Origin of the sequence: Nocardia vulneris, assembly GCF_001613425.1 — a bacterium.
GTDB classification, from domain to species: Bacteria; Actinomycetota; Actinomycetes; order Mycobacteriales; family Mycobacteriaceae; genus Nocardia; species Nocardia vulneris.
In genome coordinates, this window is sequence record NZ_BDCI01000007.1 from 416,867 (window position 1) to 442,802 (window position 25,936).

Sequence of the window (25,936 nt, forward strand, 5' to 3'; positions counted from 1 at the left end):
GACTCGCCGCAAGTCAGGGGTGCGGCGTAATGGCAACCCGGCCCTACGTCTTGCTGTCTGTCGCGGTGAGCGTCGACGGGTACATCGATGACGCGAGTCCGCAACGGCTGCGTCTGTCCGGCCCGGCCGATTTCGACCGGGTCGACCAGGTCCGCGCGGACTCCGACGCGATCCTGATCGGGGCGGAAACTCTGCGCCGGGACAATCCGCGCTTGCTGGTGGACAGCGCCGAGCGCCGGGCCGCGCGCGTCGCGGCGGGCAAGCCCGAGTATCCGGTGAAGATCACGGTCACCGCCGGTGGTGACCTCGATCCCGGGTTGCGGTTCTGGCACCACGGCGGGGACAAACTCGTCTACACCACCGACGCGGGCGCGGCGCGGATCGGGGACCGGCTGACTGGGCTCGCCGAAGTCGTCACGCTCGGCGCCGAACTCGACTTCGGCGCGCTGCTCGACGACCTCGGCCGGCGCGGCATCGCACGCCTCATGGTGGAGGGTGGCACCCGGATACACACCGCGTTCCTCGCCGCCGATCTCGCGGACGAACTGCACCTCGCGGTCGCGCCCCTCCTGGTGGGCGACCGTGCGGCGCCCCGATTCCTCGATCCCGCGAGCTTTCCCGGTTCGCCACACCGCCGCATGCAGCTGGCCGGGGTCGACCAGGTCGGTGACGTCGCGGTGCTGACCTATTTCCTCGAGGCGGGCATGCGCTGAGCCCCGCAGATCCGGCCGGGGGGGCGATGCGTAGGGGGACAAGGGATACAACCTGGATCGAAAGGCGCGCGATGGGTGACACGCAGGACGTGCGATTCATGCGGCAGGCGATCGAGCTGGCACGCGACTGCCCGCCGAGCGCGACGGCGTTCTCCGTCGGCGCGGTGATCGTCGCCGCCGGGCTGGCGATCGCTACCGGGTACTCCCGCGAGACCGACGACAAGGTGCACGCCGAGGAGTCCGCGCTGAACAAGCTGGACGCGGCCGACCCGCGACTGTCCGCGGCGACGATCTACACCACGCTGGAGCCGTGCTCGCAGCGCGGCACCGCCACCCGGCTGCCATGTACGGATCGAATCCTGCAGGCCGGGATTCCCAGGGTGGTCCTCGCCTGGCGCGAACCCGCGACCTTCGTGACCAACTGCGTCGGTGTGGAAAAGCTGCGTGAGCACGGCGTCGAGGTGGTCGAGCTGACCGAACTGGCAGCCGAAGCGATGTCGATGAACCGCCACCTCGATTTGTCAGACTGACTGCCAGGGTATTCGACACTCATTGACCGTTATGCGGCGCCTCCGGTATATCTGTGAACAGCCAAATCGGCAATTCACACCCTGGGGGATCGAAGTGTTTTCTTTCTCGAAGTTCGCCGCGCTCACTGCCGCCGTTTCGTCCATTTTCCTGTTGCAAATGGGAACAGCCGAAGCGGACGGCAACGGATCGGGCACCTGCCGGACGGATAGGTTCTGTGGCTGGTCGGAGGTCGGCTACACCGGCGCCGACTTCCACTCGAAATCGCCTGAGGGCTGCTGGGATACGACGCCGATCCGCTCGGCGCACAACGCGCTCAACCAGAAGGTCACCCTGTGGGCGAACTCGAACTGCACGGGGAAGAGCATCGTGCTCGACGCCCGGACGGTGTATCGGGGCATCGGGTTCCTGGCGCACTCGATGTCGCCGGCCTGACAGCAGCATTCGGCTGCCATAGATTTATGGCAGCCGAAGCTTTCTGCTCGATGAACTCAGTAGAAATACGTCGAACCGTTCGAAATTCGAGCCCGAATATGTCGAGCAGGTTTTACGGCCGTCCGTAGACCGCAGTCACGAATTCGCCGAGTTGGTTGTCGTCGAGGTGACGGGCCAAGTCGGCCTCGCTGATCATGCCGACGAGGCGCTTGTTGTCGATCACCGGCATTCGTTTGATCCGGTGACTTTCCATCTCGTCGAGCACTTCTTCGATATCGGCGTCGGCGGCGACCCAGCGGGGCGTCGACTCGCAGAGTTCGGCCGCGCGGGTGGTGCCGGGCGAGCGCCCCTGGGCGATGCACTTCACGACGATGTCGCGGTCGGTGATGATGCCGCACATCCGATCGTTGTCGTCGGCGATGACCAGCGACCCGACGCCGAGCTCGGCCATCACGCGGGCGGCCTTGCCGACGGTTTCGTCCTTCGCGATCCACTGCGCACCGGGTTTCATGATGTCCCTGGCGGTCGTCATCGGTTTCCTCCTCGCTACTCAGCACAGCTGATTCGGATGGAGCACACCAATTCTGCCGCCGAACACACCGACTGGTCGGTGCTTTGCGGAACAACTGCCGAAAACAGAAATGAGCGGACCCGAAGGTCCGCTCATCCACTGCGGGTGAAAGTTCCGTCGCGACTACGGCGGCCCGAGCACGCCGACGCCGACCTGCACCGCGCCGCTCTTCGGCAGCGAACCACCCGCCGCGGGCGCCTGGGTGATGATGCGACCCACGCTGCCCGCGTCGAACGTGCCCTGCGGGGACTGGCTGATCTGGCTCTGCGAGCCGGTCCAGCCCTCCTTCTGCAGCTTGTCCACCGCCTGCGCGACCGTGAGTCCGGTCAGCGACGGCATCTTGATCTGATCGCTGGACACCTGGACGACAACGGTCGAACCCTTCTCGACCGTCGTGCCGCCGGCCGGGCTGGTCGCGAGCACCTCACCGACCGGACGACTGGACGGCACCTTCTCGATCGTGATCTTGAATCCGGCACTGTCCACCAGATTCGGCCGGGCGACCTCGATGTCCTGGCCGACCACGTTGGGCACGCGGATCGGTTCCGGACCGGAGCCGAGGGTCACCACGATGACCCGGTCGGCGTCCACCCGCGACCCGGCCGACGGATCCTGCCCGATGACCTTGTCCTTCTCCTGCGTGCTGGACGGCTTGCGCTGCACGGTCGGATCCATCTGCAAGCTGTTCTTGCGCAGTTCGGCCTCGGCCTCCTGCTGGGTCAGCCCGTCGAGCTTGGGTACCTGCACCTGGGTGGGACCGGTGGACACCTGCACGGTGATGGTGCTGCCCTTGTCCACGCGCGAGCCGCCCAGCGGCTGGGTGGCGATGACATTGCCGGTCGCGACCTTGCTGTCGGCCTTCTGGAAGCTGGCCACGGTGAAGCCGGCCTTCTGCAGCGCATCGATCGCCTGCTGCGAGGACTTGCCCGACACATCGGGCACCGTCACCTGGTCCGGCTTGCTGCCCGGCCCGATCAGCACCCAGAACAGGGTGAACGCGACGGCGACCGCGGCGGCCGCGGCGACGGCGAGGTAGATCGTGCGGCGCGGGCCGCCGGGATCCACCGACGCCTGCTCGGAGGTGTCGTCGTTGCGCTCGATGGTGCGGTAGCTGCGCGGCGCGGGCTCGGTGTTGCCGAAGACGGTGGTGCGGTCCTCGTCGGTCATCACCATCGGGGCGCTCGGCTTCTGCCCACCGAGCACCCGGATCAGGTCCGCGCGCATCTCGGCCGCGCTCTGGTAGCGGTTGGCCGGGTTCTTGCTCATCGCCTTGAGAATCACCGAGTCGAGCTCGCGGGGCACCCCGGGATGCACGTGCGAGGGCAGCCGCGGATCTTCCCGGACGTGCTGGTAGGCCACCGCGACGGGCGAGTCGCCGGTGAAAGGCGGCTCACCGGTGAGGATTTCGAACAGCACGCAGCCGACGGAGTACACGTCGGAGCGCGCGTCGACGGTCTCGCCGCGCGCCTGCTCGGGCGAAAGGTATTGCGCGGTACCGATTACCGCGGCGGTCTGGGTCATCGGGTTGGAGCTGTCGGCGATCGCTCTGGCGATGCCGAAGTCCATCACCTTCACCGCGCCCGCCCGGTTGATCATGATGTTGGCGGGCTTCATGTCGCGGTGCACGATGCCGGCCTTGTGGCTGAAATCCAGTGCGGCACAGACGTCGGCGATGACCTCCATGGCCCGGCGCGGCGGCAGCGGACCCTTGCCGCGCACGATATCGCGCAGCGTCTCGCCGTCGACGTACTCCATCACGATGTAGGGCAGCGGACCGTCGTCGACCTTGGCCTCGCCGGTGTCGTACACCGCGACGATGGCCGGATGGTTCAGCGCGGCGGCGTTCTGCGCCTCCCGCTTGAACCGCAGGTAGAACGTGGGGTCGCGGGCCAGGTCGGCGCGCAGCACCTTGATCGCGACATCCCGGCTGAGCCGTAGATCGCGCGCCTTGTGTACTTCGGACATACCGCCGAACCCGATGATCTCGCCCAGCTCGTAGCGGGAGGAGAGATTCTTCGGGGTCGTCATGGTTGTCCTTGCGAAGAAGTAGCGGGCGCGCCGACGGAGCCGGAGGGGCCTCGGGCTCCGGGAATCTCCGGAAATGGTATGTCGATCGTCGGAACTCGCGGCCGGGTAGTGGTCGGCGCGGTCGTCGTCGGTTTGCTGCTCGTCGACGGCGTGGTCGTCGTCGGGGTCGGGGTGGTGGTGGTCGGTTCGGGGGTGGTGGTCGGCGGTTCCGTCGTGGTGGTCCGCTCGACCGTGGTCGGCGGCGGCGGAACAGGTTTCGGCGTCGTCGTGCTGGTCACCGGCGGGGGCGGCGGCTTCGGCGCGGGCACCGACGTCGTGGTCGTCGCCGGGCCCTTGTTCGGGTTGGTGTCGCCGCCGAACATCAGGTAGCCGACGGTGGCGACGAGCAGCACGCCGACCGCGACGCCGGCCGCGGTCCACTTCTGCGTGGTGGTGAAGCCCTTGTCTTGCGGCGGCACGCGGTTGCCACCGGTGCCCGGGTTGAGCATCGTCGCGGGCGCCGCGCCCGTGGCCTGGCCCGCCGCGCCGAGCGCACCGCCGGCCGGCGTCGAATAGCGCACCGTCGCGCCGTCGAAATCCGAAGGGGTGGACGGCAACACGACGGTCGGGCCGGGCGGCAGCACCCGGGTGGCGCCGGTCAGCGGCGTCCCCGCGCCCGCACCGCGCGGCGGGGGCGGCCTGCGGCCCGCGCGCACCGCGGCCACCGCGTCGGCGAACTCGCCGCCGCTGGCGTAGCGCAGGTTCGGGTCCTTGCCCATGGTGATCTCGATCAGCTCGCGCACGTTGCCGGGCAGATCGCCGGGCATCGGCGGCGGCGCCTCGCGGACGTGTTTCATCGCGACCGTGATCGCGCCGTCGCCGCTGAACGGCCGGGTACCGGCCAGCGCCTCGTAGCCGACGACGCCGAGCGAGTACACGTCGCTGGCGGCGGTGGCGTCCTCGCCGACCGCCTGCTCCGGCGCGATGTACTGGGCGGTGCCCATCACCATGCCGGTCTTGGTCACCGGCGAGGCGTCCACGGCCTTGGCGATGCCGAAGTCGGTGATCTTCACCTGACCGGTCGGCGTCACCAGGATGTTGCCCGGCTTCACGTCGCGGTGCACGACCCCGGCCCGGTGCGCCACATCGAGCGCGCGCCCGGTCTGCTCGAGCATGTCGAGCCCCTGGCCGACGGAGAGCCGGCCGAGCCGGTTCAGCACCGTGTTCAGCGGCTCGCCCTGCACCAGTTCCATGACCAGGTAGGCGGTTTCACTGCCCTGCGGGTCGGTGGTCTCGCCGTAGTCGTAGATGCCCGCGATCCCGGGGTGGTTCAGCTGGGCGGTGGTCTTGGCCTCGGTGCGGAACCGATGCCGGAACGTCGGGTCGGCGGAGAACTCCGACTTGAGCACCTTGACCGCCACCCGGCGATCCAGCCGGGTGTCCAGCGCCTCCCAGACCTGGCCCATGCCGCCGGTCGCGATCAGCCGTTGCAGCCGATAGCGGTTGGCGATCATCGCACCGTTGTTCAGCATCCCCGTACCTTCACTCGCACATCCATCTCGTTCAGCCCCCTCGCAGACCGGCGTCCAGCACCGCACGCGCGACCGGCGCGGCCACCGAACCGCCGGTCGCGGCCAGCGCCCGGTCGCCGCCGTTCTCCACGACCACCGCGATGGCGATCTTCGGATTCTGGGCGGGCGCGAAGGCGATGTACCAGGCGTGCGGTGGGGTTTTGCGTGGATCGCTGCCGTGCTCGGCGGTGCCGGTCTTGGAAGCGATCTGATAGCGGGACTTGTTACCTCCGGCGGTGTTGCTTTCCGAGGCGATCATCAGATTCGTCAGCGAAGACGCTACCTGTGCGCTGACCGCTTGGCCGACCGAGACCGGCTTGGTTTTCGACAACTCACTGAGGTCGGGCCCCTGCAGTTGGTCGACCAGGTACGGCTGCATCCGGACCCCGCCGTTGGCCACGGTCGCGGCGATCACCGCGTTGTCCAGCGGCGTCAGCGCCACGTCCCGCTGCCCGATGCTGCTCTGGGCCAGCGCGGCGTTGTCCGAAATGGGGCCGACGGTGCCCTCGGCCACCGGGATCGGGATATCGCGGTGCGTGCCGATGCCGAAGGCGGCCGCCTCGTCCTTGAGGTTCGCGGCGCCCACCTTGACCCCGAGTTCGGCGAACGCGGTGTTGCACGAGAGCCGGAACGCGTCGTACAGCGAGGCGGTCGGGCCGGGCCCGCAGTTGCTGCCGTTGTAGTTCTCCAGCGTGGTGCTGGTGCCCGGCAGCGTGATGTTCGGCGCCGCGGTGAACTGGTCCTCCGGCGTCGCGACGTTGTTCGCCAGCGCCGCGGCGGTGACCACCACCTTGAACGTGGAACCCGGCGGATAGGTCTGCGAGACAGCGCGATTCAGCATCGGCTGGCGTTCGTCGGCGCTGAGCTCCTCCCACGCCTTGGTGCCGCTCGCCCCGTCGTGCCCGGACAGCAGGTTGGGGTCGTAGCTCGGCGTGGACACCATGGTGAGGATCTTGCCGGTGCTCGGCTCGATCGCCACCACCGAACCGGTGTAGCCCTTGCTGGTCAACTGGTCGTAGGCGACCTGCTGCATGGCCGGGTCGAGCGTGGTGATCACGTTGCCGCCGCGCGGATCCCGGCCCGACACCATGTCGACCAGCCGCTGCCCGAACAGGTGACTGTCGGACCCGTTGAGCACCGAGTCCTCGGCCCGCTCGAGTCCCGTGGTCTTGTACTGGATCGAGTAGAACCCGGTGACCGGGGCGTAGGCCTCCGGCGAGGTCGGGTAGGTGCGCAGGTACTTGTACCGGTCGTCGGTGGCCACCGAATTCGCCAGCACGGTGCCGCCCGCGGAGATCTGCCCGCGCTGGCGCGAGTACTCGTCGAGCAGCACGCGGTTGTTGCGCGGATCGGTGCGTAGGTCGTCGGCCTTGATCACCTGGACGTAGGTGGCGTTGAGCAGCAGCGCGACGATCATCACCATCACGGCGATCGCGACCCGGCGTAGGGGAGTGTTCATGTCGCGGGCCCCGCTTCCGGCCGGCCGCCCTCGGGCTTGCGCAGCAACTCGGTCGTCGCGTCCGCGATCGGGGCGGCGGGCACGCTCTTGCGGGCGGGCGCGGGCGCGCGGGCCGCGTCGGACACCTTGATCAGCAACGCGAGCAGCGCGTAGTTGGCCAGCAGCGAGGAACCACCGTAGGACATGAACGGCGTGGTGAGGCCGGTGAGCGGGATCAACTTGGTGACACCGCCGACCACCACGAACAACTGGATCGCAATGGTGAACGCCAGCCCGGCCGCCAGCAGCTTGCCGAAGCTGTCGCGCACGGCGAGCGCGGTGCGCAGGCCGCGCACGATGAACACCAGGAACAGCACCAGCACCGCGGTGAGCCCGATCAGCCCGAGTTCCTCACCGATGGTGGTGATGATGAAGTCGGTCTTGGCGAAGGGCACCTGGTTGGGGCGCCCGCTGCCCAGGCCGGTGCCCGCGAGACCGCCGGTGGCCAGGCCGAACAGCGACTGCGAGATCTGATAGCCGGTGTTGTTGTAATCGTCGAACGGGTGCAGCCAGGTCTGCGTGCGCACCTGGACGTGCCCGAAAGTCTGGTAGGCGAACACGAAGCCGAGGCCGAGCAGCGCGCCGCCGATGATCAGCCAGCCCACTCGCTCGGTGGCGATGTAGAGCATCACCAGCACCGTGCCGAAGATCAGCAGCGAGGTGCCGAGGTCTTTCTCGAAGACGAGCACGCCGACGCAGACGATCCAGACCACCACGATCGGACCGAGGTCGCGGCCGCGCGGGAACTCCATGCCCAGCAGGTGCCGACCGGCCGCGGTGAACAGGTCGCGCTTGGCCACCAGCACCGAGGCGAAGAAGATGATCAGCAGGATCTTTGCGAACTCGGCGGGCTGAATGTTGAAGCCCGGCACCTTGATCCAGTTCTTGGAGCCGTTGATCTCGGAGAACCGGCTCGGCAGCAGCGCGGGCATGGCCAGCGCGACGAGCCCGACCAGCCCGAGGGTGTAGCTGTAGCGCGCCAGCGTGCGGTAGTCCCGCAAGGCGATCAGCAGCACGACGAACACCACCATGCCGAGACCGGTCCACAGGATCTGCTTGTTGGCGTCGGGGGAGGGCATCGACCACGAGTTGTAGACCGCGGTCTGCTGATCGGCCAGGTCGAGCCGGTGGATCAGCACCAGCCCGAGCCCGTTCAACAGCGCGACGATCGGCAGCAGCAGCGGGTCGGCGAAGGGGGCGAACCGGCGCACCGCCAGATGCGCCACGCCGAACAAACCGAGATAGGCGGCACCGTATTTGGCGATATCCCAGGTGAGCGACTGCTCCTGACTGGCCTCGACCAGGAACAGCGCCGCCGTGGTGATCACTGCCGCGCCCGCCAGCAGCAACAGTTCGACATTGCGTCGAGTGCTCGGCGGGGGCGCGGGAGCGAAGCCGCCGGGAGGACTGGGAAAAGCCCCAGCGGACGGCGGTGCCGGTGCGGACATCAGTCCGTCACCCGGCAGTTCTCCCCCGCGATCTGGGGGTTCGACGACGTGGTCGACGGCGGAACCGGAGCCTCCGACTTGGTCGGTGTGGGGCGAGCGTCACCGGGGCCCGGCGGCGCGGGCTCGACGGTGGTGGTGGGGGCACTGCTGGTGGCCGGCGGCAACGGCGGCTGCGGCTCGGCGGGCTGGGGCAGCACGCCCGGCTGCGGCACCGACTCCTTCACCGGGCACGGCGGCAGCAGCTCGCCCTGCGCGATGGAGCGCATCTGCTCCTTCGCGCGATCGAGCGAGCCCGGCGGCAGACCGCGCCCGACCTGCTCGCGGCCCGTCTGCTTGAGATCGGTGACCTTCAGCTGCTTGCACGCCGACGGCAGATCGGCGCCCGGGTTCACCAGCGAGAGCTCACCGGTCTTGGTGACGCAGCCGACCTGGTTCACGTCGTGGATCGAGTAGCCGAGCACCGAACCCGGTAACCCGCGCAGGATCACCACCGAGCCGTTGTCCGCCCCGACGTAGTAGTTGCTGCGAATCATCTTGTAGCCGACCAGCAGTCCGACGCTGACCGCGACCACCAGCGCCACCGCGAGCATGATCCAGCGCAGCTTGTGCGACTTGCCCTTGGCCTCCGGCTCCGGTGCCGCCGCCGCCCGGCGCGGTGCGGCGCGCGGCGGACGCATCGCCGCCGCCCGGCCCGCCGCGGTATTCGGTGGCGGCGTGTCCTCGTCCACCCCGGACGCCGCACCGGCGACGATCGGATGGCTCTGGCCGTAGTCGAGATCGATCACATCCGCGACGACCACCGTGACATTGTCCGGGCCGCCGCTGCGCAGCGCGAGCTCGATGAGCCGGTCGGCGCACTCGTCGGTGGAACCCTCGCGCATGGTGTTCGCGATGGTCTCGTCGCTCACCACATCGGAGAGGCCGTCGGAGCACAGCAGGTAGCGATCACCCGCGCGCGCCTCCCGCATGATCAGCGTCGGCTCGATCTCGTTGCCGGTGAGCGCGCGCATGATCAGCGAACGCTGCGGATGGGTGTGCGCCTGCTCGGGCGTGATCCGGCCCTCGTCGACCAGCGACTGCACGAACGTGTCGTCCCTGGTGATCTGGGCGAGCTCGCCGCCGCGCAGCAGATAGGCGCGGGAGTCACCGATATGGACCAGGCCCAGCTTCTTGCCCGCGAACAGGATCGCGGTGAGCGTGGTGCCCATCCCGTCCAGCTCGGGCTCCTCCTCGACCTGATCGGCGATCGCGGCATTGCCCTCCCGCGTCGCCGTGTCGAGCTTGCCGAGCAGATCGTCGCCCGGCTCGTCGTCGTCCAGATGCGCCAGCGCGGCGATCATCAGCTGCGAGGCCACCTCGCCTGCGGCATGGCCACCCATGCCGTCGGCGAGCGCGAGCAGCCGTGCGCCCGCGTAGACGGAGTCTTCGTTGTTGCCTCGGACGAGACCGCGGTCGCTGCGCGCTGCGTAGCGGAGAACGAGTGTCACGATCGCAGCTCGATCACTGTTTTGCCGACACGGACCGGAGTGCCGAGCGGAACCCGCACGGCAGTGGTGACTTTCGCGCGATCGAGATAGGTGCCGTTCGTCGAACCGAGATCTTCGACGTACCAATCGTCGCCGCGGGGAGACAGTCGCGCATGTCTGGTCGAGGCGTAGTCATCGGTGAGCACCAGCGTGGAATCGTCCGCACGCCCGATCAGCACCGGTTGGGTGCCTAGCGAGATGCGGGTGCCGGCGAGTGAACCTTGAGTCACCACAAGAAATTTGGCGCCCTTCTGGCCCCGGCTGAAGGAGGGCAGCACCGCGGAACCGCGTGCGGCCCTGGGCTGGATCCGAATGCCGGATGCCGCGTAGATGTCGCTGCGCAAGGTGCGCAGCACCGCCCACACGAACAACCACAACAGCAGAAGGAACCCCGCACGGGTCAGTTGCAGGATCAGTCCCTGCACGGCGCTCCACCTCCTGTTCGACCGTGTATGTCGGTGCCGTAGGTGCGGTTCGACCACCCCCACCAGCATGCTGGTCTTGCCGACCCCGGTATCCGGTGCCGTGCGTGTGTTGGCAGCATCATAGGGCCGAAGGTCGATTTCGATCACGATACGACCGACGAATCCCTGATGGCCAAGTCGTGACCGGCATCGCGAGCTTACGGGATCAGACGATACGGATCAGGATCTCGGAGTGCCCGGCGCGGATGACATCCCCGTCGGCGAGCTGCCAGTCCTGCACGGGCGAACCGTTGACCAGCGTGCCGTTGGTGGAACCCAGATCCGAGAGCATCGCGGTCGAACCGTCCCAGCGGACCTCGATATGTCTGCGCGAAACACCCGTGTCGGGCAGCCGGAAATGCGCGTCCTGGCCACGGCCGATGATGTTGCTGCCCTCGCGCAACTGGTAGGTGCGGCCGCTGCCGTCATCGAGCTGAAGAGTCGCGGAATAGCCCGAACCGGCCTGCGGGGCAGCGCCGTACGCCGGCGCGGCGCCATAGCCCGGCTGCTGGCCGTACCCCGGCTGCTGCGAATAGGCCTGGCCGTAACCGCCCTGGTCGTCCTGGCCGTACGCACCCGGCTCGGCGTAAGCCTGATCGCCGTAACCCGGCTCGGCATAGCCCTGCTGGCCGTACCCCGGCTGGGCGTAGCCCTGACCTTGCTGGCCGTACGCCGGATCCGCGTACGCCTGATCGCCATAGCCTTGCTGGCCGTAACCCTGCTGGCCGTAACCCGGTTCCTGGTAACCCTGCTGGCCGTAGCCGGGCTCCTGATAGCCCTGCTGGCCGTACCCCGGCTCCTGGTAACCCTGCTGACCGTAAGCGCGATCGGCATAGCCCTGCTGCTGGCCGTACCCCGGCTCCTGATAGCCCGGCTGACCGTAGGCCTGGCCACCCTGCTGATAGTCGTAGCCGTTCTGGTACTCGCCATACCCCTGCTGCGCGTCCGGCGCCTGATAGTCGGCCGAACCATACGGTGCAGCGCCACGACCGTAGTCCTCGCGGTACGCGCCGTTCTGCGGACCGCCGCGACCAGCAGGCGGTGGGGCGTACCCGCGGTTGCGTGGATCGGACTCCGCGGGCTCACGGCTCGGGTCGTAGCCTGAGTTCTGCGTCATGGGGCCAGCTCCTGGTTGCGGGTTATCAGGTCGTTGTGGCGGGGGTTCGGGGCTGTGAGCTGGTGTAGCTCGGCGACCGATGTCCGGGTCGACCCGGCCGCTTGCCCTGAACTGTCCGGTGTGCAGCGTAGGTGATGCCTCGAAAGCCACGTGTACTTCGCCGTAGGTCTGCCACCCTTGCTCCCGGATGTAATCCTGCAGATGCTTGGCGAACGCGCGGGTCGTGAGGTCGTGATCGGCATCCAGTTGCTGGTGATCCGAAGAATTGATCGTGATCACATAGCTGTTGGGCGCCAACAGATGTCCGCCGCCGAGCTCCTGGACATGATCGGCGGCCTCCTGTTGCAGCGCCGCCTCCACCTCCTGCGGCACGACATTCCCGCCGAACACCCGAGCGAACACGTCACCGACGGCGCCCTGCAGACGACGCTCGAACCGTGAAACGATGCCCATCTCGGCCTCCCTTCGGTGAGCGTCAGTTCTTCGGATCCGTAACAACGACACGCGGATATGGCGTGTCGCGTATCGAGCACGTTCATTGCATGATATCCACGATCGTCCACACCTGTAACTCTTGGCGCGATCAGCAGGTTCCCCGGCTTGTCCAGCCCCCGCGTCACCAGCCGACAAGCACGATTTCGTGTCCGCGCGTGGTGCGTGATACTGTCTCGGAGTCGCTCGGGCGAGTGGCGGAATGGCAGACGCGCTGGCTTCAGGTGCCAGTGTCCTTCGGGACGTGGGGGTTCAAGTCCCCCTTCGCCCACCGTTGCACTCGTGCAAGGCTCGTGCTCGTAAAGGGCACGAGCCTTGCTCGTTTCACTCGTATTTGTGGGGGCGCAGCCCCCACGCCCCGCTCGGCGGGGCTTTGCCCCCCGAACCCCCCATTCCTGTGTTGTTTGCGCATCCGGGGTCTTACGTGGTGGGTGCGTTTCGTGTTGGGGTGCGGCGTTGTTCGTGGGATGGCGCTGTCCTGGGGCACATCCCGCTGGGCGTGTTGGGGGGAGCCTCTTCTGTGTAATTTCTCGTTGGAGTTGTCACTCTTTGTGGTGCGGGCCTATCACTGGCCGTTCTAAGGGGGGCTGGTCACTCTCGCGATGAAGGGTTGTCGCTCAGCGTCTCTGGGTTGTCGCTCTCGCGATGAAGCTCTGCGACTTTCCGTCCCCTTGGAGGGCTGACGCTTTTCGCCTGTGGCGGGCTATCACTCTGTGCCCGTGCAGGGCAATCACTCCCTGCTGGGCGGAGATAGCGGCCTGCCGTGGCGGGGGAGTGCTTCATGGTGGTGGATGGGGTGGGCGGGTAAAGGTTTCGGTGGGGTGGGCGGTGTTTGGTTCCAGGGGGATGTGGGGGAACGGGGAAAGTGGGAACTGATTTTCGGCGAAACGCAATAATTCTTCGATTCATTGCACGGGGTTTCGTGGTGGCGGCGCTATGCTCGCCCGCGAAACTATCCCGAATCGGGCGTTTCCCCAACGCTTACGCGTCACTCGTGTGGCTTCTGCGTGCGCGAAATGTGACGCCGTTCGTGGATCTTCCCAGAAATGTTCTACTCTCCGACTGCGAAGGATCGCGTATGAATGTGCTCGGAACAGGGCCGCGGCGCCGATTAATCGTGACGCTGGCGGCTACCGCGGCGGTGACCGTGCAGGTGGCGGCCGCGGGGTTCGCGGCAGCCGAACCGGAACCCGTTGGGCAGCAAGGGCCTTACCCGGTGTATCCGCAGCTGCCGTTCCCGGTGCCGCCGGCGACGCCGTGGCACGACCACGGGATACTCGGCCGATTCGACGGGCACGATCCGTCGTTCTATTACCCGCCCGCCGAGGTGGTCGCCTCGAAAGAACCGGGTGAGATCATCGCGGCCCGGGAAATGGTGCCGTCCTTCTTCGCGCTGGTGCCGCTCGACGTGGATGCCTGGCAGCTGTCCTACCGGTCCACCAACTCGCGCAACGAACCGATCGCCGCGATCACCACGGTGCTGAAACCGCGTGGCAGCAAGCCGGATCGGATGATCTCCTACCAGTTGCCGCAGGACTCGCTTGCGCCGCATTGCGCGCCGTCGCAGACGGTGCAGCAGGCCAGCGTGCCGACGAACTATCGCGGCACCGTCGGGCCGGACAGCGAAATGCTGATTCCGCTGTACGCGATTTCGCAGGGCTGGGCGGTTTCGCTGCCCGACCACGAAGGTCCCGCGAATGCGTTCGGCGCCGGGCCGCTGGCCGGAATGGTGACCCTGGACGGCGTGCGGGCCGCGGAGAATTTCGCGCAGATGTCCCTGGACCGCGGCGCCGACACGATGGTCGGTTTGATCGGTAACTCGGGCGGCGCCATTGCCGCGGGCTGGGCCGCGGAATTGAAAGAGCAGTACGCACCCGAACTGAATATCGTCGGTGTCGCGGAAGGCGGCGTGCCCGCGGATATGACGGCGATGGTCGATCTGGCGAACAGTCAGCTGGCCGCCGGGCTCATCTACTCCGGCGTGCTGGGTGTCGCCCGCGAATATCCCGAACTGCAGGAGTATTTCGACCAGCACATGAATCCGCTGGGCAAGGCGATGGTCGGGCCGCAGAGCAATATGTGCATGGGCTGGAACGCGACCGCGATGTTCCCGTTCCTCAATATCAAGGGCCTGTTCGACAGCCCGGATATGACGCGTGAGCCGGTGCCCGCCGCGGTCCTGGAGAAGGTGCGGATGGGCAAGAATGTGCCCAAGATGCCGATGTTCATCTACCAGTCCAATCCGGACTGGGTGGCGCCGGTCGGCCCGGTCAACAAGCTGGTCGACACTTACTGTGCGGATCCGGACGCGCGCGTGGAGTACAACCGCACGCACGCCAACGAGGGCTACAGCCTGTTCGTCACCGCACAGCCGCGCGTGATGTCCTGGATGAAGGACCGGTTCGACCGGGTCCCGGTGGCCAACGGCTGCATCCGCAACGACGTCGCCGGTATCGCGCTGGAAGGTGAAGCGCTGCAGGAGTTCGCCGCCGCGGTCGGTCCGCGCGCCGCGGAGCTGTCCGCGCGGGCGATCCGCGAGATCAACTGAGCGATAGTACGAACGACAGGGCCCCGGATCCGTGGATCCGGGGCCCTTTTCGTATGACGAGGTCAGGCGGGGGTGGTCAGGACACAGCGGGTGCCCCGGTAGATGGTCGGCATGCAGCGGTTGCAATGGGTGCATTGCGAGACCTCGGCCGCCTCGGCGCTCATCCGGGCGACCAGTCCGGGATCGTGCAGCAGCGCCCGCGCCATCGCAACGAACTCGAACCCGTTGGCCATCGCGAGCTCGATCGACGCGCGCGAGGCGATGCCGCCGAGCAGGACCAGCGGCAGCGCGAGTTCGGTGCGGAAGCGGCGCGCCTCGTCGAGCAGGTAGGCCTCGTGGAAGGGATAGGTACGCAGGAAGCGGCGACCGGCCAACCGGATCCCGGCCCGTTGCGGCTGCGGGAACTGGTCGGCGAATTCGCGCAGCGGCACGTCGCCCCGGAACAGATACATCGGATTGCGCAGCGAACTGCCGACCGTGAGCTCGAGCGCGTCGAGGTTGCCGTCCTGCGCGAGCCACCGCGCGACGGTCAGGCTTTCGTCGCCGCGGAAACCGCCGGGCACCCCGTCGTCCATGTTGAACTTCGCCAGCACCGCGAGCTCGCCGCCGACCTCCTGCCGCACCGCGTCCGCGGTCTGGCGGGCCAGCCGCGCCCGGTTGACCAGGGTGCCGCCGTACTCGTCGGAGCGCTTGTTCAGCGCCGGGCTGAGGAACGAGCTGATCAGATAGTTGTGCCCGAAATGCAGTTCCACGGCATCGAATCCGGACTCGACCGCCAGGCGGGCGGCCCGTGCGTGCGCGGCGACGATCCGGCGGATGTCCGCCGTGGTCGCGGACTGGGTGAGCCGCAGGCTGATCGGGCTGAACTGCCGGCTCGGCGCGAGCGCTGGCGCGCGGTTGGATGCCGCGTTGGCGACCGGGCCCGCGTGACCGAGTTGTGCCGACACCGCGCCGCCCGCCTCGTGCACCGCGTCGGTGAGCCTGCGCAGTCCGGGGACCGCCTCCGGACGCATCCAGATCTGGTGCCGGTCGGTGCGACCCTCCGGCGCGACCGCGCAGTACGCGACGGTGGTCAGCCCCGCGCCGCCCGCGGCGACCGCGCGATGGAAGTCGATGAGTTCGTCGGTGACCAAGGCGTCGGGCGTGCGTCCCTCGAACGTCGCGGCCTTGATGATCCGGTTGCGTAGCTGGACCGGCCCGAGCTCGGCCGGCTGGAACGCGTCGTGCGGCATGGGTCCACACTAGAACGTGTTCCAGTTTGTGTTCGGGAAATGGGATGACCGAAGTGTCTTGACTCACAATGAGAACCTGTTCTAATTCTTGACATGCGCAGATATGACGGCCGCCGCGTGGTGGTGACGGGAGCTGGATCCGGCATCGGGCAGGGCATCGCCCTGCGTCTGCTGGATGAGGGGGCGCAGCTGGTCGCCGCCGATATCGATGAGCCGGGCCTGGCGGCCACGGCGGAGAAGGCGGGGGACGCGGCGCAGCGGCTGCGGACCGTCGCGGTGAACGTCGCGGACCCGGACTCGGTGCGCGCCGCGACCGGCACGGCGCTCGAATTCCTCGGCGGGCTCGACGTACTGGTGAACGGGGCGGGCATCCTGCGTCCGGCGCGCACCCACGAGATGCCGCTCGAGGTGTGGAACCAGGTGCTCTCGGTGAACCTCACCGGCACCTTCCTGATGACCCAGTCCGCGCTGCCCGCGCTGCTCGAATCCGGGCACGGGGTGGTGGTGAACCTCTCCTCGACCGCGGCGTTCAGTGCGGCGCCCTACCTCGCGGCGTACGCGGCGTCGAAGGGCGGCGTCAACGCCTTCACCCACGCCATCGCGCTGGAGTACGCCAAGCAGGGGCTGCGCGCGGTGAACATCGTGCCCGCCGGGATCACCAGCGGCATCACCACGAAGTCCATCCTCGACCAGCCGGAAGGGTTCGATCACAAGCTGTTCGCCCGGATGACCGGCTGGCTCAACGGCGGCGCGCTCGGCAGTCCCGAGGACATCGCGGGCGTGGTGGCGATGGTCGCGTCCGAGGACGGCCGCTATATGACCGGCACCGAGATCCGGATCGACGGCGGTGCGTTGATGTAAGGGGGGTCAGGGCGTGGCGATCAGCAGATGGCGGGGAATCGGCGGTGTCGCGGACTGCTGATGGTCCACGGTGCAGCCGGCCCGCTCCAAGGCGGCGATCACCTCGGCCACCGGACGGAGCCGGAAACCGTAGGGCGTGAACGGCATCTTCGCCATAGTGTCCGGGTCGCCGATATCGATGACGATCCGCCCGCCCGGACGCACCACCCGGACGAGTTCGGCGCAGGCCGCGTCCAGGTCCGGCACGAAGTAGATGGTGTTGACCGTGATCGCACCGTCGAGGCTGTGCTCCGCGAGCGGCAACGCGGTGAGCGAGCCCTCGGAAAGGCGCAGCCGGCCCGTGGTGATCTCGCGCGCGAACGCGGACCTGGCCCGGGCAAGCATGTCCGGCGAGATCTCCACCCCGTGCACGGTGCCGCTGTTGCCGATGCGCGCCAGCAGCAGGGAAAGCCCCGCGCCACCGCCGAATCCGAGGTCGGCCGCGGTCTGGCCGGGCCGGATCGCGGCGGCCGCCACCGCGGCCTCGATGGCGCGCTTGTTCGCGCGGTTGAGGACCACCGCGACGCCACGCCCGAGCAGGCCGTGGGGATTACCGAGCTGACCGGCCACCGTCGACAGGACGCGGGCCCGCACACCGTTCATAGCGTCATGGTATCCACCGCGGCGCCGCTGTTCGGATCATCGACGTTCCCAATACTGTGCCGAGAGCGCCCGTTTCGGTTCGATCGGACGCAGTGCCACCGACCCGAGAGACCGCGATGCGTACGCTGCTGATGTTTCTGGCCGTCTGTCTCCTCACGGCATGGCCCGGCTCGGCCGCAGCCGCCGCGCCGTGGGGGCCGCTCGCCGCGGCCAACCCGTTCCTCGGCCCGCTCGGCACCTCGACCATGCACGGCGACGCGGGTTCCTCGGACGCCACACCGCTGGCCGGGCCGGGCGCGGGAGCAGTTCCGGTGGCCGGATATCCGCTGCTCTCGGCCTGCCCCACGCTGCTGGAGGGATCCGACAACCTGGTGGTCGCGCTGTGCACGGCGATCGCCGGACAGATCCCGACGGTGCATCTGATCGACCCGGCCGCCGCCGGACCGTTCGAGTCTTCGCTTGCCGCGCTCCCGCTGGCCAAGGGCAGTCTGCTCGGCGGCGTCTACGCCTATCTGGACAACGCGGATCGCCTCGTCGTCGTGGACGGCGGCAACCGGCTGCTCCGCATCGGGCATTCCCGCGACGCGGCCGGGAGGTGGCAGTTCACGAGCGCGGTCGCGGCGGACCTGAGTGCGGTGATCCCGGTGGGGGACAACGTGACCGGGCTGGTGCCGGATTGGTCGGGCAACGTCTGGTTCGCGACAGGTCGCGGTGTGGTCGGGCTGGTCACGCGCGCAGGTGCCCTCGCGACGGTGGCGCTGCCCGCGGGAGAGCAGGTGGCCAACAGCATTTCGGCGGCGCCGAGCGGGCGGATCGCGGTGGCGACGACGCACGCACTCTACGAGTTGGCGGCCGATGACGCGGGCCGGCCCGAGATCCGGTGGCGCGCGGACTATGACCGCGGTTCCGCGCGCAAGCCGGGGCAGCTCAGCTGGGGCACCGGCTCGACGCCCACGTACTTCGGGCCGGATACCGGAGCCGACTATCTGACCATCGTCGACAACGCCGACGGACAGGTCAACGCGTTGGTGTTCCGTTCGGGCACCGGCCAGTTGGTGTGCAGGCAGCCGGTGCTGACGAAGGGCGGTGCGGGCAGCGAGAATTCGCCGATCGGCAGCGGCCGCTCGCTGTTCGTCGCGAGCACCTACGGCTATCCCTATCCCAAGGTCCCCGCGGACGCGGGCCCCGCGGTGCCGCCCTCCGCGCCGTTCGTCGGCGGCATGACCCGGGTCGACGTGGACGAAAACGGTTGCCACACGGTGTGGGAGAACGAGGTGCGCAGCGCGGCCGTGCCGCGGCTGTCCATGCCCGACGACGCGGTGTACACCGTGACCCGAGTGGGTCCGAACCCGACGACACCACTGGACGGCTATGCGTTCACAGTGCTCGATCCGGCAACCGGAGCGGTGACCGCACGACATCCCTTGCCCGGCACGCTGATCGACGACCCGCTGCAGACTTCGCCGTTGCTCACCCACGGCGGACGGATGTTGCAGGGCACGATCACCGGAATTCTGCGCATCGGCTGAGTCCCGCTCCCGGCGCGGCCATCTCGGCCGATGTGATCCGGATGCCGGTGTCGCACAGACCGGTTCGGCGGTTATCCACAGGTGGTGTGGGCGCTACGGTCCTGTGGATAGAGCTGTGCGCTGCTCGAGGATGGCCAGGCGCACTCCGCTGGGGATAAGTCATCGCCAGCGGGGGTCCGTAAGGTTCGCCGGGCTCGGTGGCAAGCCGGTCGAGGCTGTGGATGATGCTGTGGGTTGTTTCTGGATGGCCGGACGTTGTTCATCTCCGCTTTGCCGCCGCGACCTCGAGAATCCGGCGGTGCCGCATCCCGAAACGCCTGGCTCGGGGCTGTGGATGAAAGCTTGCCCAGCTGCGGAAAACGGTCGGCAGAGCGGTTGACGCACCGTCCCCATTGGGGATGAACGGGTGGTGCGGGCATGTGGACATCGATACCGCCGGGCGGCATGCACAGCGGTGGCGACAGGGTGTGCCGAACCTGTGCACAGTGGTGGAGTACGCGTCATGCCCAGGCTGTGCACGAGCCGGAACGGGTCAGCGCGACGCCCGCTCGCGGCATTCCGGTGTGTCGTCCCCGCGTGTCTGTGCTGCGGAACGCTTGCCCCCGTGTCGATTTCGCGCCTTTCGCCGGGTCTGCGCCGCAGGTGAGGCGAAGATCACACCGGCTGTGAAAGTTGCGGCCGTGGTGCTGAACCCGCGTCTCCGGCGTCGAGTGGCGGTGACCCTGCAATGTCTGGTTATTCCTGATCTTGTCATGACACATGCATGTGCACGGACGGTTCAACTAGGCGCACGTCGTGTTAAATACGCCGTAAACAAACCTGAAGTCGCTTTCTGTTCATCCACTGTCCAGCTATCGCCGACTCCGGCGCTGAACATGCAGCTAGGGCGGCCTGCGGAGGAGCATCGACTGATCTATGTCGGGGCGACAGCTAATCGTTCGGAGAAAGTTTGTACCGCCACGAAACGGATAAAGCGCGACCTGCGGATTCGGGGGAGGGTGCGGAAATCGACGCCCCGAATCCGGGGTCGTGGCGCGCGCTGCGAGTTAGCTGGAACTGTGAAAAACCATGCCCTCACAAGGGTTAACTGGCGCGCTGCTTTATACGCTTGACACGAGCGACGAGGGTTGCATCGGCATAACGATTGTGTAGAGTCAACGGCAACGCTGGCCGCAGCTGAGCACGACTCGCTGCGGCCAGCGGAACTCAAATGGGGGATACCGCAACCGAACCGTGACACGGCGTAGCTGTCGGTTGCCCGAAGCCACTTCGCTCAGCGTGTGCTCGCGGTTGGCTGTCCGCCGCCGACCCCGGCACCCGAGGTCTTCGTTTCGTGCTCCGTCTTGGCCAGCACGACTCGCCGCCCTACCCCGAACACGTAGACCAGGAAAAACGCTTCCGCGGTGAATCCGATGGCGATGCGCACGGGGGCGGGCAGCGGGCTCGGCGTCACGAAACCTTCGATGCAGCCGCACACCAGCAGCACCCCGACCAACCCGAGCGCGATCGTCGCGGTGGCCCGGCCCTGGCGCGCCACCGCCTCCACGCGGCTCAGCCGGCCCGGGTCGATCAGCGTCCAGCCCAATTTCAAGCCCGCGCCACCGGCGACGAAAATCGCGGTCAGCTCCAGCGTGCCGTGCGGCAGGATGAACCCGAAGAACGCGTCGAGCCGTCCGGCATCGGCCATCAGCCCGGCCGAGACACCCAGGTTGAGCGCGTTCATGAACAGCAGATACACCGCGGGCAGGATCAGCACGCCGGTGAACAGGGCGATCGCGGTCACCCACGCGTTGTTGGTCCACACCTGCGCGGCGAACGCGCCCTGTGGATGCTCGGAGTAGTAGGTCTCGAACGCGCCGCCGCGCGCCGTCAGGCCGCTGGTGTCGTCGGGGATGCCGAGAACCGTACGCGCCGAATCGAAGCGGTCCACCCAGAGCGCGAGCCCGGCGGAGACGAGCAGGAACACCGCGGCGACGCCGGCCCACCACGGCCAGGTCCGATACAGCGCGGCCGGAAAACGATGGGTGAAGAACCGGCCGATCTCCGACCAGGGGTCGGCCCTGCTGCCGAGCACCCGCCCGCGCGCCCGGGTGAGGATCGCGCTCAAACCGGCGATCAATTCGGCATCGGGACTGTGCGACTGCAACCTGGCCAGCTGCTGAGAGGTGCGCCGGTACAGCATGACGAGCTCGTCGGCCTCCGCGCCGGAGAGCTTGCCGCGTGAGGACAGCTGATCCAGCCGCTCCCACGCCCTGCGGTGCGCGAAACTGTATGCGTCTACGTCCATCGGTTGCCTCCCACTACCGCCGGTCGCAAGAATGCTATCGACATGGCTGAATTCACCACCGGCGAAGCGGTCGCGCTCGAGCTGCCGATCGCCCGGATCCCGACCCGGGCCGCCGCGTTCCTCATCGACGCGGTGGCGCAGTTCGCGCTGGCTTCGGTGCTGTTCGTGCTGGCCGTCGCCGTGCTGCTGCCCAACGGCGCGGACACGGCCTGGCTGAGCGTCGCGGTGATCGTCACCCTCGTCACCGTGCTGGTGGGGTATCCGGTGGCCTGCGAAACCCTTTCGCGCGGCAGGACCCTCGGCAAACTCCTGCTCGGCCTGCGGGTGGTGCGCGCCGACGGCGGCCCGATCGACTTCCGGCACGCGCTCACCCGCGGCCTGGCCGGTGCCATCGTCGATTTCTGGATGCTCGGCGCGCTCGGCGCGGTCGCCGTGCTCACTTCGCTGTGTTCCCCGAACGCGCGCCGGGTCGGGGATGTGCTGGCGGGCACCGTGGTGGTGCACGCGCAGCGGGCGCTGCCGGTGCCGTTGCTCGCGGTGCCGCCGCCGTGGCTGGTCGGCTGGACCGCGCAGTTGGAGCTGGCCGGATTGCCGGACGATCTGGCGCTCGCGGTCCGGCAATACCTGAGCCGGTGCAAGACCCTCACGCCGGAGGTACAGCACCAGCTGGGCAGCGCGCTCGTCGCCGTGGTCTGCGCACGGTTGCAGGTGCCCGCGCCGAGCGGTTATCCGCCGGTGCAGATCCTCGGCGCGATCATCGCCGAGCGGCAACGTCGCGTGCTGCCGCCGCCGCTGTTCCCGGTGTTTCCGCGCGGCCCGATCGGGCCACCCGCGGTTCCCGGCGTCGCGGTGCGGTGACGCGCGCGAAGACCGCGGGCTAGGTGGCGGCGTAGTCGTCGATCTCCTGGAGGAAGCGGTCCAGCCGGGCCGGGGTGATCCAGGAGGCCCGGAACGAGTTCTTTGCCAACGTGATCAGCTGCGCTCGGTCGAGTCCGGCGTGTTCGGCCAGAGCCACGTAGTTGTCCGCGGCATAGGCGCCGAAGTAGGCGGGGTCGTCGCTGTTGACGGTCACCGTGATTCCGCGGCCGAGCAGGTGCACGATCTCGTCGGCCTTCATCTGGGTGGTGACGAACGAATTCGACACCGGGCAACAGGTGAGCCCGATCCCCTTGGACTTGGCCAGCTCGACCAGCCGTTCGTCCTCGACGATATTGGTGCCGTGGTCGAGGCGGTCGACGGCGATGTCCTCCAGCGCCTGCCGGATGTGCTCGATCGAATCCTGCTGGTCGATATCGCAGTGCATGGTCAGCAGGAAGCCTTCGCGGCGGGCGCGCGCGAAGACGGCCGCGAACTTGCTCGGCGGATTGCCCCGCTCGTCGGAGTCGAGCCCGACCCCGATGATCCAGTCGCGGTACGGCAGCGCCTCCAGCAGTGTCGCCATGGCGTACTCGGCGGAGTAGTCGCGCAGGAAGCACAGGATCAGCTCGGCCGAGATGCCGAATTCGCGGCGGGCCTGCACGATGGCCGAGCGATACCCGTTGATCACGGTGGCGAACGGGACACCGCGCCCGGTGTGCGCCTGCGGGTCGAAGAACATCTCGACATGCCGCACGCCCTGCGCGTGCGCCCTGGTCAGGTAGTCGAAGGCCAGGTCATGGAAGTCCGCGGGTTCCTGCAGCACCGCCATGGCGGGGTAGTACACCTGAAGGAACGACGTCAGGTCGTGGAACTGGTAGGTCTGCCGGATCTCGTCGACCGTCCGCTGCGGCAGCTCCATCCCGTTGCGCTGCGCCAGCCGGAACTTCAGCTCGGGTTCGAGCGTCCCTTCCAAGTGCAGATGCAATTCGGCCTTGGGCAACCCGCGGACGAACGAGGCAAGATCGGACATGGGTCCATCATGCGCCTCGCGGCGTCGGCGGCACGCCGATTACATGGTGCCGGACTGTTTGAGTTCGAGGTATTCGTCGGCGAGGGCTTCGGGGAGCCGGTCGGGGGCGGCGGCCACCACGGCGATACCGGTGCGACGCAGCGATTCCTGGACGAGGGCACGCTCGGCGAGGATCGTTTCGGCGGCCGCGGCCGGATAGAGGTCGGCGCGACTGGCGCGGCGGGCGGCGGCTGCGGCGATATCGGGATCGGTGACCGAGACGATCAGCACGCGGTGGCGCTGGGCCAGGGTCGGCAGCACCGGCAGCAAGTTCTCCTCGACGGCGGCACCGTCGAGGCTGGTGAACCAGACGATCAGGCTGCGCCGCCGGGTGCGCTGGATGGCGGCGCGCACCAGGCCCGCGCTGTCGGTGTCGACGAGTTCCGGGGTGACCCCCGCCATCGCGTGCATGAGCTTGAGCTGCAACCCTTTTCCGCTGATGCCGCGCACCTCGGCGCGCGGCGCGCGGTCGAAGGCGAGCAGATCGACCGAGTCGCCCGCCGCCGCGGCGAGCCCGCCGAGCAGCAGCGCCGCTTCCACGGCCGCGTCCAGCCGGGTGCCGTCGCCGACCCGGCCCGCGCTGATCCGGCCGGTGTCCAGCAGCATCAGCATGTGCCGGTGGCGCTCGGGACGCCAGGTGCACACCAGCACGTCGGTTGCACGTGCGGTGGCGCGCCAGTCGATGGCGCGCACGTCGTCTCCCGCGACGTACTCGCGGAACGAATCGAATTCGGTGCCCTGCCCGCGCAGGTTGGCCACGTTACGGCCCTCGAGGTGTTGCAGCCGTTTGACTTTCGAACGCAGCAGCCGCTCGCTGCGGAACTGCGGCAGCGCGCGCACCCGGGCCGGAACCCGGCGCCGGGACTGCGTTCCGGCGAGCCCGAGCGGGCCGATCAGGCGCACCGTCACCGGGCCGGCCACCCGGTCACCGCGCTGGGCCGGGGTGAGCGTGGTGCGCCAGCGGACCAGGGTGGCGGGCGCGAGAACCATTTGGTGCGTGCGGTTTCCGGCGCGGACGCTGTCGGGCCAGTCGTCCCACACGGTGCCGCGCAGCGGCTTGGCGCCGTTGTTCACCGCGACCAGTTCCACCTCGGTGGCGCGACCCAGCCGGACGGTGGTCAACGGTGGCCGGGACAGGCCGAGATCACCGGCCCGGCCGACCGTGCCGAGGTCGAACAGCACGGCGGCGGCCAGTATCGCGGTCGCCACGACCACGCCGATCCAGGACGGCACGACGAACGTGACGAGCAGCGCCAGCACCCCCGCGAGTGCGGCGAGGCGGCCGGTGACCACCGGCTGCGGGCGGCCGACGGAATCGGCGGGTCGGGCGCGCATCGTTACACCGGAACCGGGACCGAGAGCAGCAGCGACGTCATGACACCCTCGGTGGTCACGCCGTCCAGCTCCGCCTCCGGCCGCAGCTGCAAGCGGTGTCGCAGTACCGCGACGGCAACGGATTTCACGTCGTCGGGGGTGACGAACCCGCGCCCGTTCAACCAGGCGAACGCGCGTGCGGCCGCCATCAGCGCGGTCGCGCCGCGGGTGGACGCGCCGTGCTGTACCGCCGGGGCCATCCGGGTGGCCCGGCAGATATCGACGGTGTACGCGAGTACCTCGGGACTGATCGTCACCGTGCCGACGGCGGCGCGGCCCGCGGCGATATGGGCCGGACCGGCCACCGGCCGCAGCCCCGCCGCGGCCAGATCGCGCGGATCGAAGCCGGCGGCGTGGCGCTGCAGGATGCGGAATTCGTCTTCCCGGCCGGGCAATTGGACGTCGACCTTGAACAGGAACCGGTCCAGCTGCGCCTCCGGCAGCGGATAGGTGCCCTCCTGCTCGATCGGGTTCTGCGTGGCGACCACGACGAACGGGTCGGGCAGTGGCCGCGGCTTGCCGTCCACCGAAACCTGACGCTCCTCCATCGATTCCAGCAGCGCCGACTGGGTTTTCGGGGGCGTGCGGTTGATCTCGTCGGCCAGCAGCAGGTTGGTGAACACCGGCCCGTGCCGGAAGGTGAACTCGGCCGAGTGCGGATCGTAGATCTGGGAGCCGGTGACATCGCCCGGCATCAGGTCCGGGGTGAACTGCACCCTGGCGTGCTGCAGGTCCAATGCCGTCGCCAACGCCCGGACCAGCAGCGTCTTCGCCACTCCGGGCACACCCTCGAGCAGTACGTGCCCGCGGCAGAGCAGCGCGAGCACCAGGTACATGATCGCGTTGTCGTTGCCGACCACCGCCTTGCCGATTTCGGCGCGCAGCGCGGTGAACGCCGCGCCCGCCTCCGCGGCGGTGGGGCCGTGGTTGGTGTCGGTCGGAATGGTCATTGGACCTCCAGTGTCAGGTGGGGGTTCCCGGCGGCCGGGCAAGCGTGCGGCGGCGGCGGCGGTCTCATCCGAGCTCCGCCTCGAGCCATTCGAGTTGGGTGGCAACGAGTTCCAGCGTTTCCCCGTCGGGCACCGGCCCGTACAGCGCGGTGCCGAGCTGGGCGGGGTCGGTGCCGGTGCGCGCGGCGAGGGCGCCGACGAGCCGGTCCGGCGGGG

At 68.4% G+C, this 25,936-nt stretch carries 21 protein-coding genes and 1 tRNA gene; 8 read left to right on the forward strand and 14 right to left on the reverse strand.

What is annotated here, in order from left to right; all coding sequences use genetic code 11:
- The first annotated feature begins 29 nt into the window (after positions 1-29).
- The 3 genes from NVU01S_RS11175 (at position 30) to NVU01S_RS11185 (ending at position 1,676) form a co-directional block, all read left to right on the forward strand.
- Positions 30-713 (forward strand): RibD family protein, encoded by a 684-nt coding sequence (locus NVU01S_RS11175; protein WP_043675494.1) that lies wholly within the window; start codon positions 30-32, stop codon positions 711-713.
- 71 nt (positions 714-784) lie between these two features.
- Positions 785-1,243 (forward strand): deaminase, encoded by a 459-nt coding sequence (locus NVU01S_RS11180; protein ID WP_043675497.1) that lies wholly within the window; start codon positions 785-787, stop codon positions 1,241-1,243.
- 157 nt (positions 1,244-1,400) lie between these two features.
- The gene (locus NVU01S_RS11185) at positions 1,401-1,676 is read left to right on the forward strand and encodes a peptidase inhibitor family I36 protein (RefSeq protein ID WP_167829415.1); all 276 of its coding nucleotides are present in this window, start codon (positions 1,401-1,403) and stop codon (positions 1,674-1,676) included.
- A 112-nt stretch (positions 1,677-1,788) separates the two neighbouring features.
- Here the strand turns inward: NVU01S_RS11185 and NVU01S_RS11190 are convergent, their stop codons facing one another.
- The 8 genes from NVU01S_RS11190 to NVU01S_RS11225 form a co-directional block, all read right to left on the reverse strand.
- Positions 1,789-2,208 carry a CBS domain-containing protein gene (locus tag NVU01S_RS11190; protein ID WP_042262442.1) on the reverse strand — a complete coding sequence of 140 codons (420 nt, stop codon included), beginning with the start codon at positions 2,206-2,208 and terminating at the stop codon, positions 1,789-1,791.
- Between the two features lie 162 nt (positions 2,209-2,370).
- Positions 2,371-4,275 (reverse strand): Stk1 family PASTA domain-containing Ser/Thr kinase, encoded by a 1,905-nt coding sequence (gene pknB, locus NVU01S_RS11195; RefSeq protein WP_043675503.1) that lies wholly within the window; start codon positions 4,273-4,275, stop codon positions 2,371-2,373.
- Positions 4,272-5,786 carry a serine/threonine-protein kinase gene (locus NVU01S_RS11200; protein ID WP_043675506.1) on the reverse strand — a complete coding sequence of 505 codons (1,515 nt, stop codon included), beginning with the start codon at positions 5,784-5,786 and terminating at the stop codon, positions 4,272-4,274. The genes pknB and NVU01S_RS11200 overlap by 4 nt, the downstream gene beginning before the upstream one ends.
- 31 nt (positions 5,787-5,817) lie before the next feature.
- Positions 5,818-7,284: a peptidoglycan D,D-transpeptidase FtsI family protein gene (locus tag NVU01S_RS11205; protein WP_029892276.1), complete on the reverse strand. Its 1,467-nt coding sequence runs from the start codon at positions 7,282-7,284 to the stop codon at positions 5,818-5,820.
- Complete coding sequence (locus NVU01S_RS11210; protein WP_036556868.1) at positions 7,281-8,771, reverse strand: FtsW/RodA/SpoVE family cell cycle protein; 1,491 nt, start codon at positions 8,769-8,771, stop codon at positions 7,281-7,283. Before NVU01S_RS11210 ends, NVU01S_RS11205 begins: the two co-directional genes overlap by 4 nt.
- Entirely contained in the window at positions 8,771-10,258 is a 1,488-nt protein-coding gene (locus NVU01S_RS11215) for a PP2C family protein-serine/threonine phosphatase (RefSeq protein ID WP_043675509.1), read from the reverse strand. The genes NVU01S_RS11210 and NVU01S_RS11215 overlap by 1 nt, the downstream gene beginning before the upstream one ends.
- On the reverse strand, positions 10,255-10,722 hold the full coding sequence (locus NVU01S_RS11220) for an FHA domain-containing protein FhaB/FipA (RefSeq protein WP_014980860.1): 468 nt from the start codon (positions 10,720-10,722) through the stop codon (positions 10,255-10,257). Before NVU01S_RS11220 ends, NVU01S_RS11215 begins: the two co-directional genes overlap by 4 nt.
- Before the next feature lie 205 nt (positions 10,723-10,927).
- On the reverse strand, positions 10,928-12,331 hold the full coding sequence (locus tag NVU01S_RS11225) for an FHA domain-containing protein (protein WP_043675512.1): 1,404 nt from the start codon (positions 12,329-12,331) through the stop codon (positions 10,928-10,930).
- A 227-nt stretch (positions 12,332-12,558) separates the two neighbouring features.
- Between NVU01S_RS11225 and NVU01S_RS11230 the strand changes: the two genes are divergently transcribed.
- Together NVU01S_RS11230 and NVU01S_RS11235 are read left to right on the forward strand one after the other, a co-directional pair.
- Positions 12,559-12,641, forward strand: a tRNA-Leu gene (locus tag NVU01S_RS11230).
- 807 nt (positions 12,642-13,448) lie between these two features.
- Positions 13,449-14,918 (forward strand): lipase family protein, encoded by a 1,470-nt coding sequence (locus tag NVU01S_RS11235; RefSeq protein WP_244467371.1) that lies wholly within the window; start codon positions 13,449-13,451, stop codon positions 14,916-14,918.
- Positions 14,919-14,980: 62 nt separating this feature from the next.
- Here the strand turns inward: NVU01S_RS11235 and NVU01S_RS11240 are convergent, their stop codons facing one another.
- Entirely contained in the window at positions 14,981-16,150 is a 1,170-nt protein-coding gene (locus NVU01S_RS11240) for an NADH:flavin oxidoreductase (RefSeq protein WP_043675518.1), read from the reverse strand.
- Between the two features lie 93 nt (positions 16,151-16,243).
- Between NVU01S_RS11240 and NVU01S_RS11245 the strand changes: the two genes are divergently transcribed.
- Positions 16,244-17,011, forward strand: a complete 768-nt coding sequence (locus tag NVU01S_RS11245; RefSeq protein ID WP_043675520.1) for an SDR family NAD(P)-dependent oxidoreductase — start codon at positions 16,244-16,246, stop codon at positions 17,009-17,011.
- A gap of 6 nt (positions 17,012-17,017) precedes the next feature.
- Here NVU01S_RS11245 and NVU01S_RS11250 read toward each other — a convergent pair whose 3' ends face one another.
- Positions 17,018-17,653 (reverse strand): class I SAM-dependent methyltransferase, encoded by a 636-nt coding sequence (locus tag NVU01S_RS11250; RefSeq protein WP_043675523.1) that lies wholly within the window; start codon positions 17,651-17,653, stop codon positions 17,018-17,020.
- Positions 17,654-17,769: 116 nt separating this feature from the next.
- On the opposite strand from NVU01S_RS11250, the gene NVU01S_RS11255 reads away from it, so the two are divergent.
- The gene (locus tag NVU01S_RS11255) at positions 17,770-19,182 is read left to right on the forward strand and encodes a hypothetical protein (protein ID WP_043675525.1); all 1,413 of its coding nucleotides are present in this window, start codon (positions 17,770-17,772) and stop codon (positions 19,180-19,182) included.
- Positions 19,183-20,455: 1,273 nt separating this feature from the next.
- Here NVU01S_RS11255 and NVU01S_RS11260 read toward each other — a convergent pair.
- Positions 20,456-21,469 (reverse strand): stage II sporulation protein M, encoded by a 1,014-nt coding sequence (locus NVU01S_RS11260; RefSeq protein ID WP_043675528.1) that lies wholly within the window; start codon positions 21,467-21,469, stop codon positions 20,456-20,458.
- 42 nt (positions 21,470-21,511) lie between these two features.
- Here NVU01S_RS11260 and NVU01S_RS11265 point away from each other — a divergent pair, with 42 nt between their 5' ends.
- On the forward strand, positions 21,512-22,327 hold the full coding sequence (locus tag NVU01S_RS11265) for an RDD family protein (protein ID WP_043675531.1): 816 nt from the start codon (positions 21,512-21,514) through the stop codon (positions 22,325-22,327).
- A 19-nt stretch (positions 22,328-22,346) separates the two neighbouring features.
- Here NVU01S_RS11265 and add read toward each other — a convergent pair whose 3' ends face one another.
- Genes add through NVU01S_RS11280 form a run of 3 tightly spaced genes read right to left on the reverse strand, consistent with a single transcriptional unit; the run spans position 22,347 to position 25,720 of the window.
- Positions 22,347-23,357: an adenosine deaminase gene (gene add / locus NVU01S_RS11270; protein WP_043675534.1), complete on the reverse strand. Its 1,011-nt coding sequence runs from the start codon at positions 23,355-23,357 to the stop codon at positions 22,347-22,349.
- 39 nt (positions 23,358-23,396) lie between these two features.
- Positions 23,397-24,731 (reverse strand): DUF58 domain-containing protein, encoded by a 1,335-nt coding sequence (locus NVU01S_RS11275; protein ID WP_052280919.1) that lies wholly within the window; start codon positions 24,729-24,731, stop codon positions 23,397-23,399.
- A gap of 2 nt (positions 24,732-24,733) precedes the next feature.
- The gene (locus NVU01S_RS11280) at positions 24,734-25,720 is read right to left on the reverse strand and encodes an AAA family ATPase (protein ID WP_052280920.1); all 987 of its coding nucleotides are present in this window, start codon (positions 25,718-25,720) and stop codon (positions 24,734-24,736) included.
- Between the last annotated feature and the right edge of the window lie 216 nt (positions 25,721-25,936).

Bases quoted from the DNA above. Each gene is read 5' to 3' on its own strand.
- NVU01S_RS11265 (WP_043675531.1), top strand. From the start codon at position 21,512: ATGGCTGAATTCACCACCGGCGAAGCGGTCGCGCTCGAGCTGCCGATC.
- NVU01S_RS11250 (WP_043675523.1), bottom strand. From the start codon at position 17,653: ATGAACGGTGTGCGGGCCCGCGTCCTGTCGACGGTGGCCGGTCAGCTC.
- pknB (WP_043675503.1), bottom strand. From the start codon at position 4,275: ATGACGACCCCGAAGAATCTCTCCTCCCGCTACGAGCTGGGCGAGATC.
- NVU01S_RS11240 (WP_043675518.1), bottom strand. From the start codon at position 16,150: ATGCCGCACGACGCGTTCCAGCCGGCCGAGCTCGGGCCGGTCCAGCTA.
- NVU01S_RS11210 (WP_036556868.1), bottom strand. From the start codon at position 8,771: ATGTCCGCACCGGCACCGCCGTCCGCTGGGGCTTTTCCCAGTCCTCCC.
- NVU01S_RS11190 (WP_042262442.1), bottom strand. From the start codon at position 2,208: ATGACGACCGCCAGGGACATCATGAAACCCGGTGCGCAGTGGATCGCG.
- NVU01S_RS11255 (WP_043675525.1), top strand. From the start codon at position 17,770: ATGCGTACGCTGCTGATGTTTCTGGCCGTCTGTCTCCTCACGGCATGG.
- add (WP_043675534.1), bottom strand. From the start codon at position 23,357: ATGTCCGATCTTGCCTCGTTCGTCCGCGGGTTGCCCAAGGCCGAATTG.
- NVU01S_RS11200 (WP_043675506.1), bottom strand. From the start codon at position 5,786: ATGCTGAACAACGGTGCGATGATCGCCAACCGCTATCGGCTGCAACGG.
- NVU01S_RS11185 (WP_167829415.1), top strand. From the start codon at position 1,401: ATGGGAACAGCCGAAGCGGACGGCAACGGATCGGGCACCTGCCGGACG.
- NVU01S_RS11245 (WP_043675520.1), top strand. From the start codon at position 16,244: ATGCGCAGATATGACGGCCGCCGCGTGGTGGTGACGGGAGCTGGATCC.
- NVU01S_RS11205 (WP_029892276.1), bottom strand. From the start codon at position 7,284: ATGAACACTCCCCTACGCCGGGTCGCGATCGCCGTGATGGTGATGATC.
- NVU01S_RS11175 (WP_043675494.1), top strand. From the start codon at position 30: ATGGCAACCCGGCCCTACGTCTTGCTGTCTGTCGCGGTGAGCGTCGAC.
- NVU01S_RS11260 (WP_043675528.1), bottom strand. From the start codon at position 21,469: ATGGACGTAGACGCATACAGTTTCGCGCACCGCAGGGCGTGGGAGCGG.
- NVU01S_RS11280 (WP_052280920.1), bottom strand. From the start codon at position 25,720: ATGACCATTCCGACCGACACCAACCACGGCCCCACCGCCGCGGAGGCG.
- NVU01S_RS11275 (WP_052280919.1), bottom strand. From the start codon at position 24,731: ATGCGCGCCCGACCCGCCGATTCCGTCGGCCGCCCGCAGCCGGTGGTC.
- NVU01S_RS11180 (WP_043675497.1), top strand. From the start codon at position 785: ATGGGTGACACGCAGGACGTGCGATTCATGCGGCAGGCGATCGAGCTG.
- NVU01S_RS11225 (WP_043675512.1), bottom strand. From the start codon at position 12,331: ATGGGCATCGTTTCACGGTTCGAGCGTCGTCTGCAGGGCGCCGTCGGT.
- NVU01S_RS11235 (WP_244467371.1), top strand. From the start codon at position 13,449: ATGAATGTGCTCGGAACAGGGCCGCGGCGCCGATTAATCGTGACGCTG.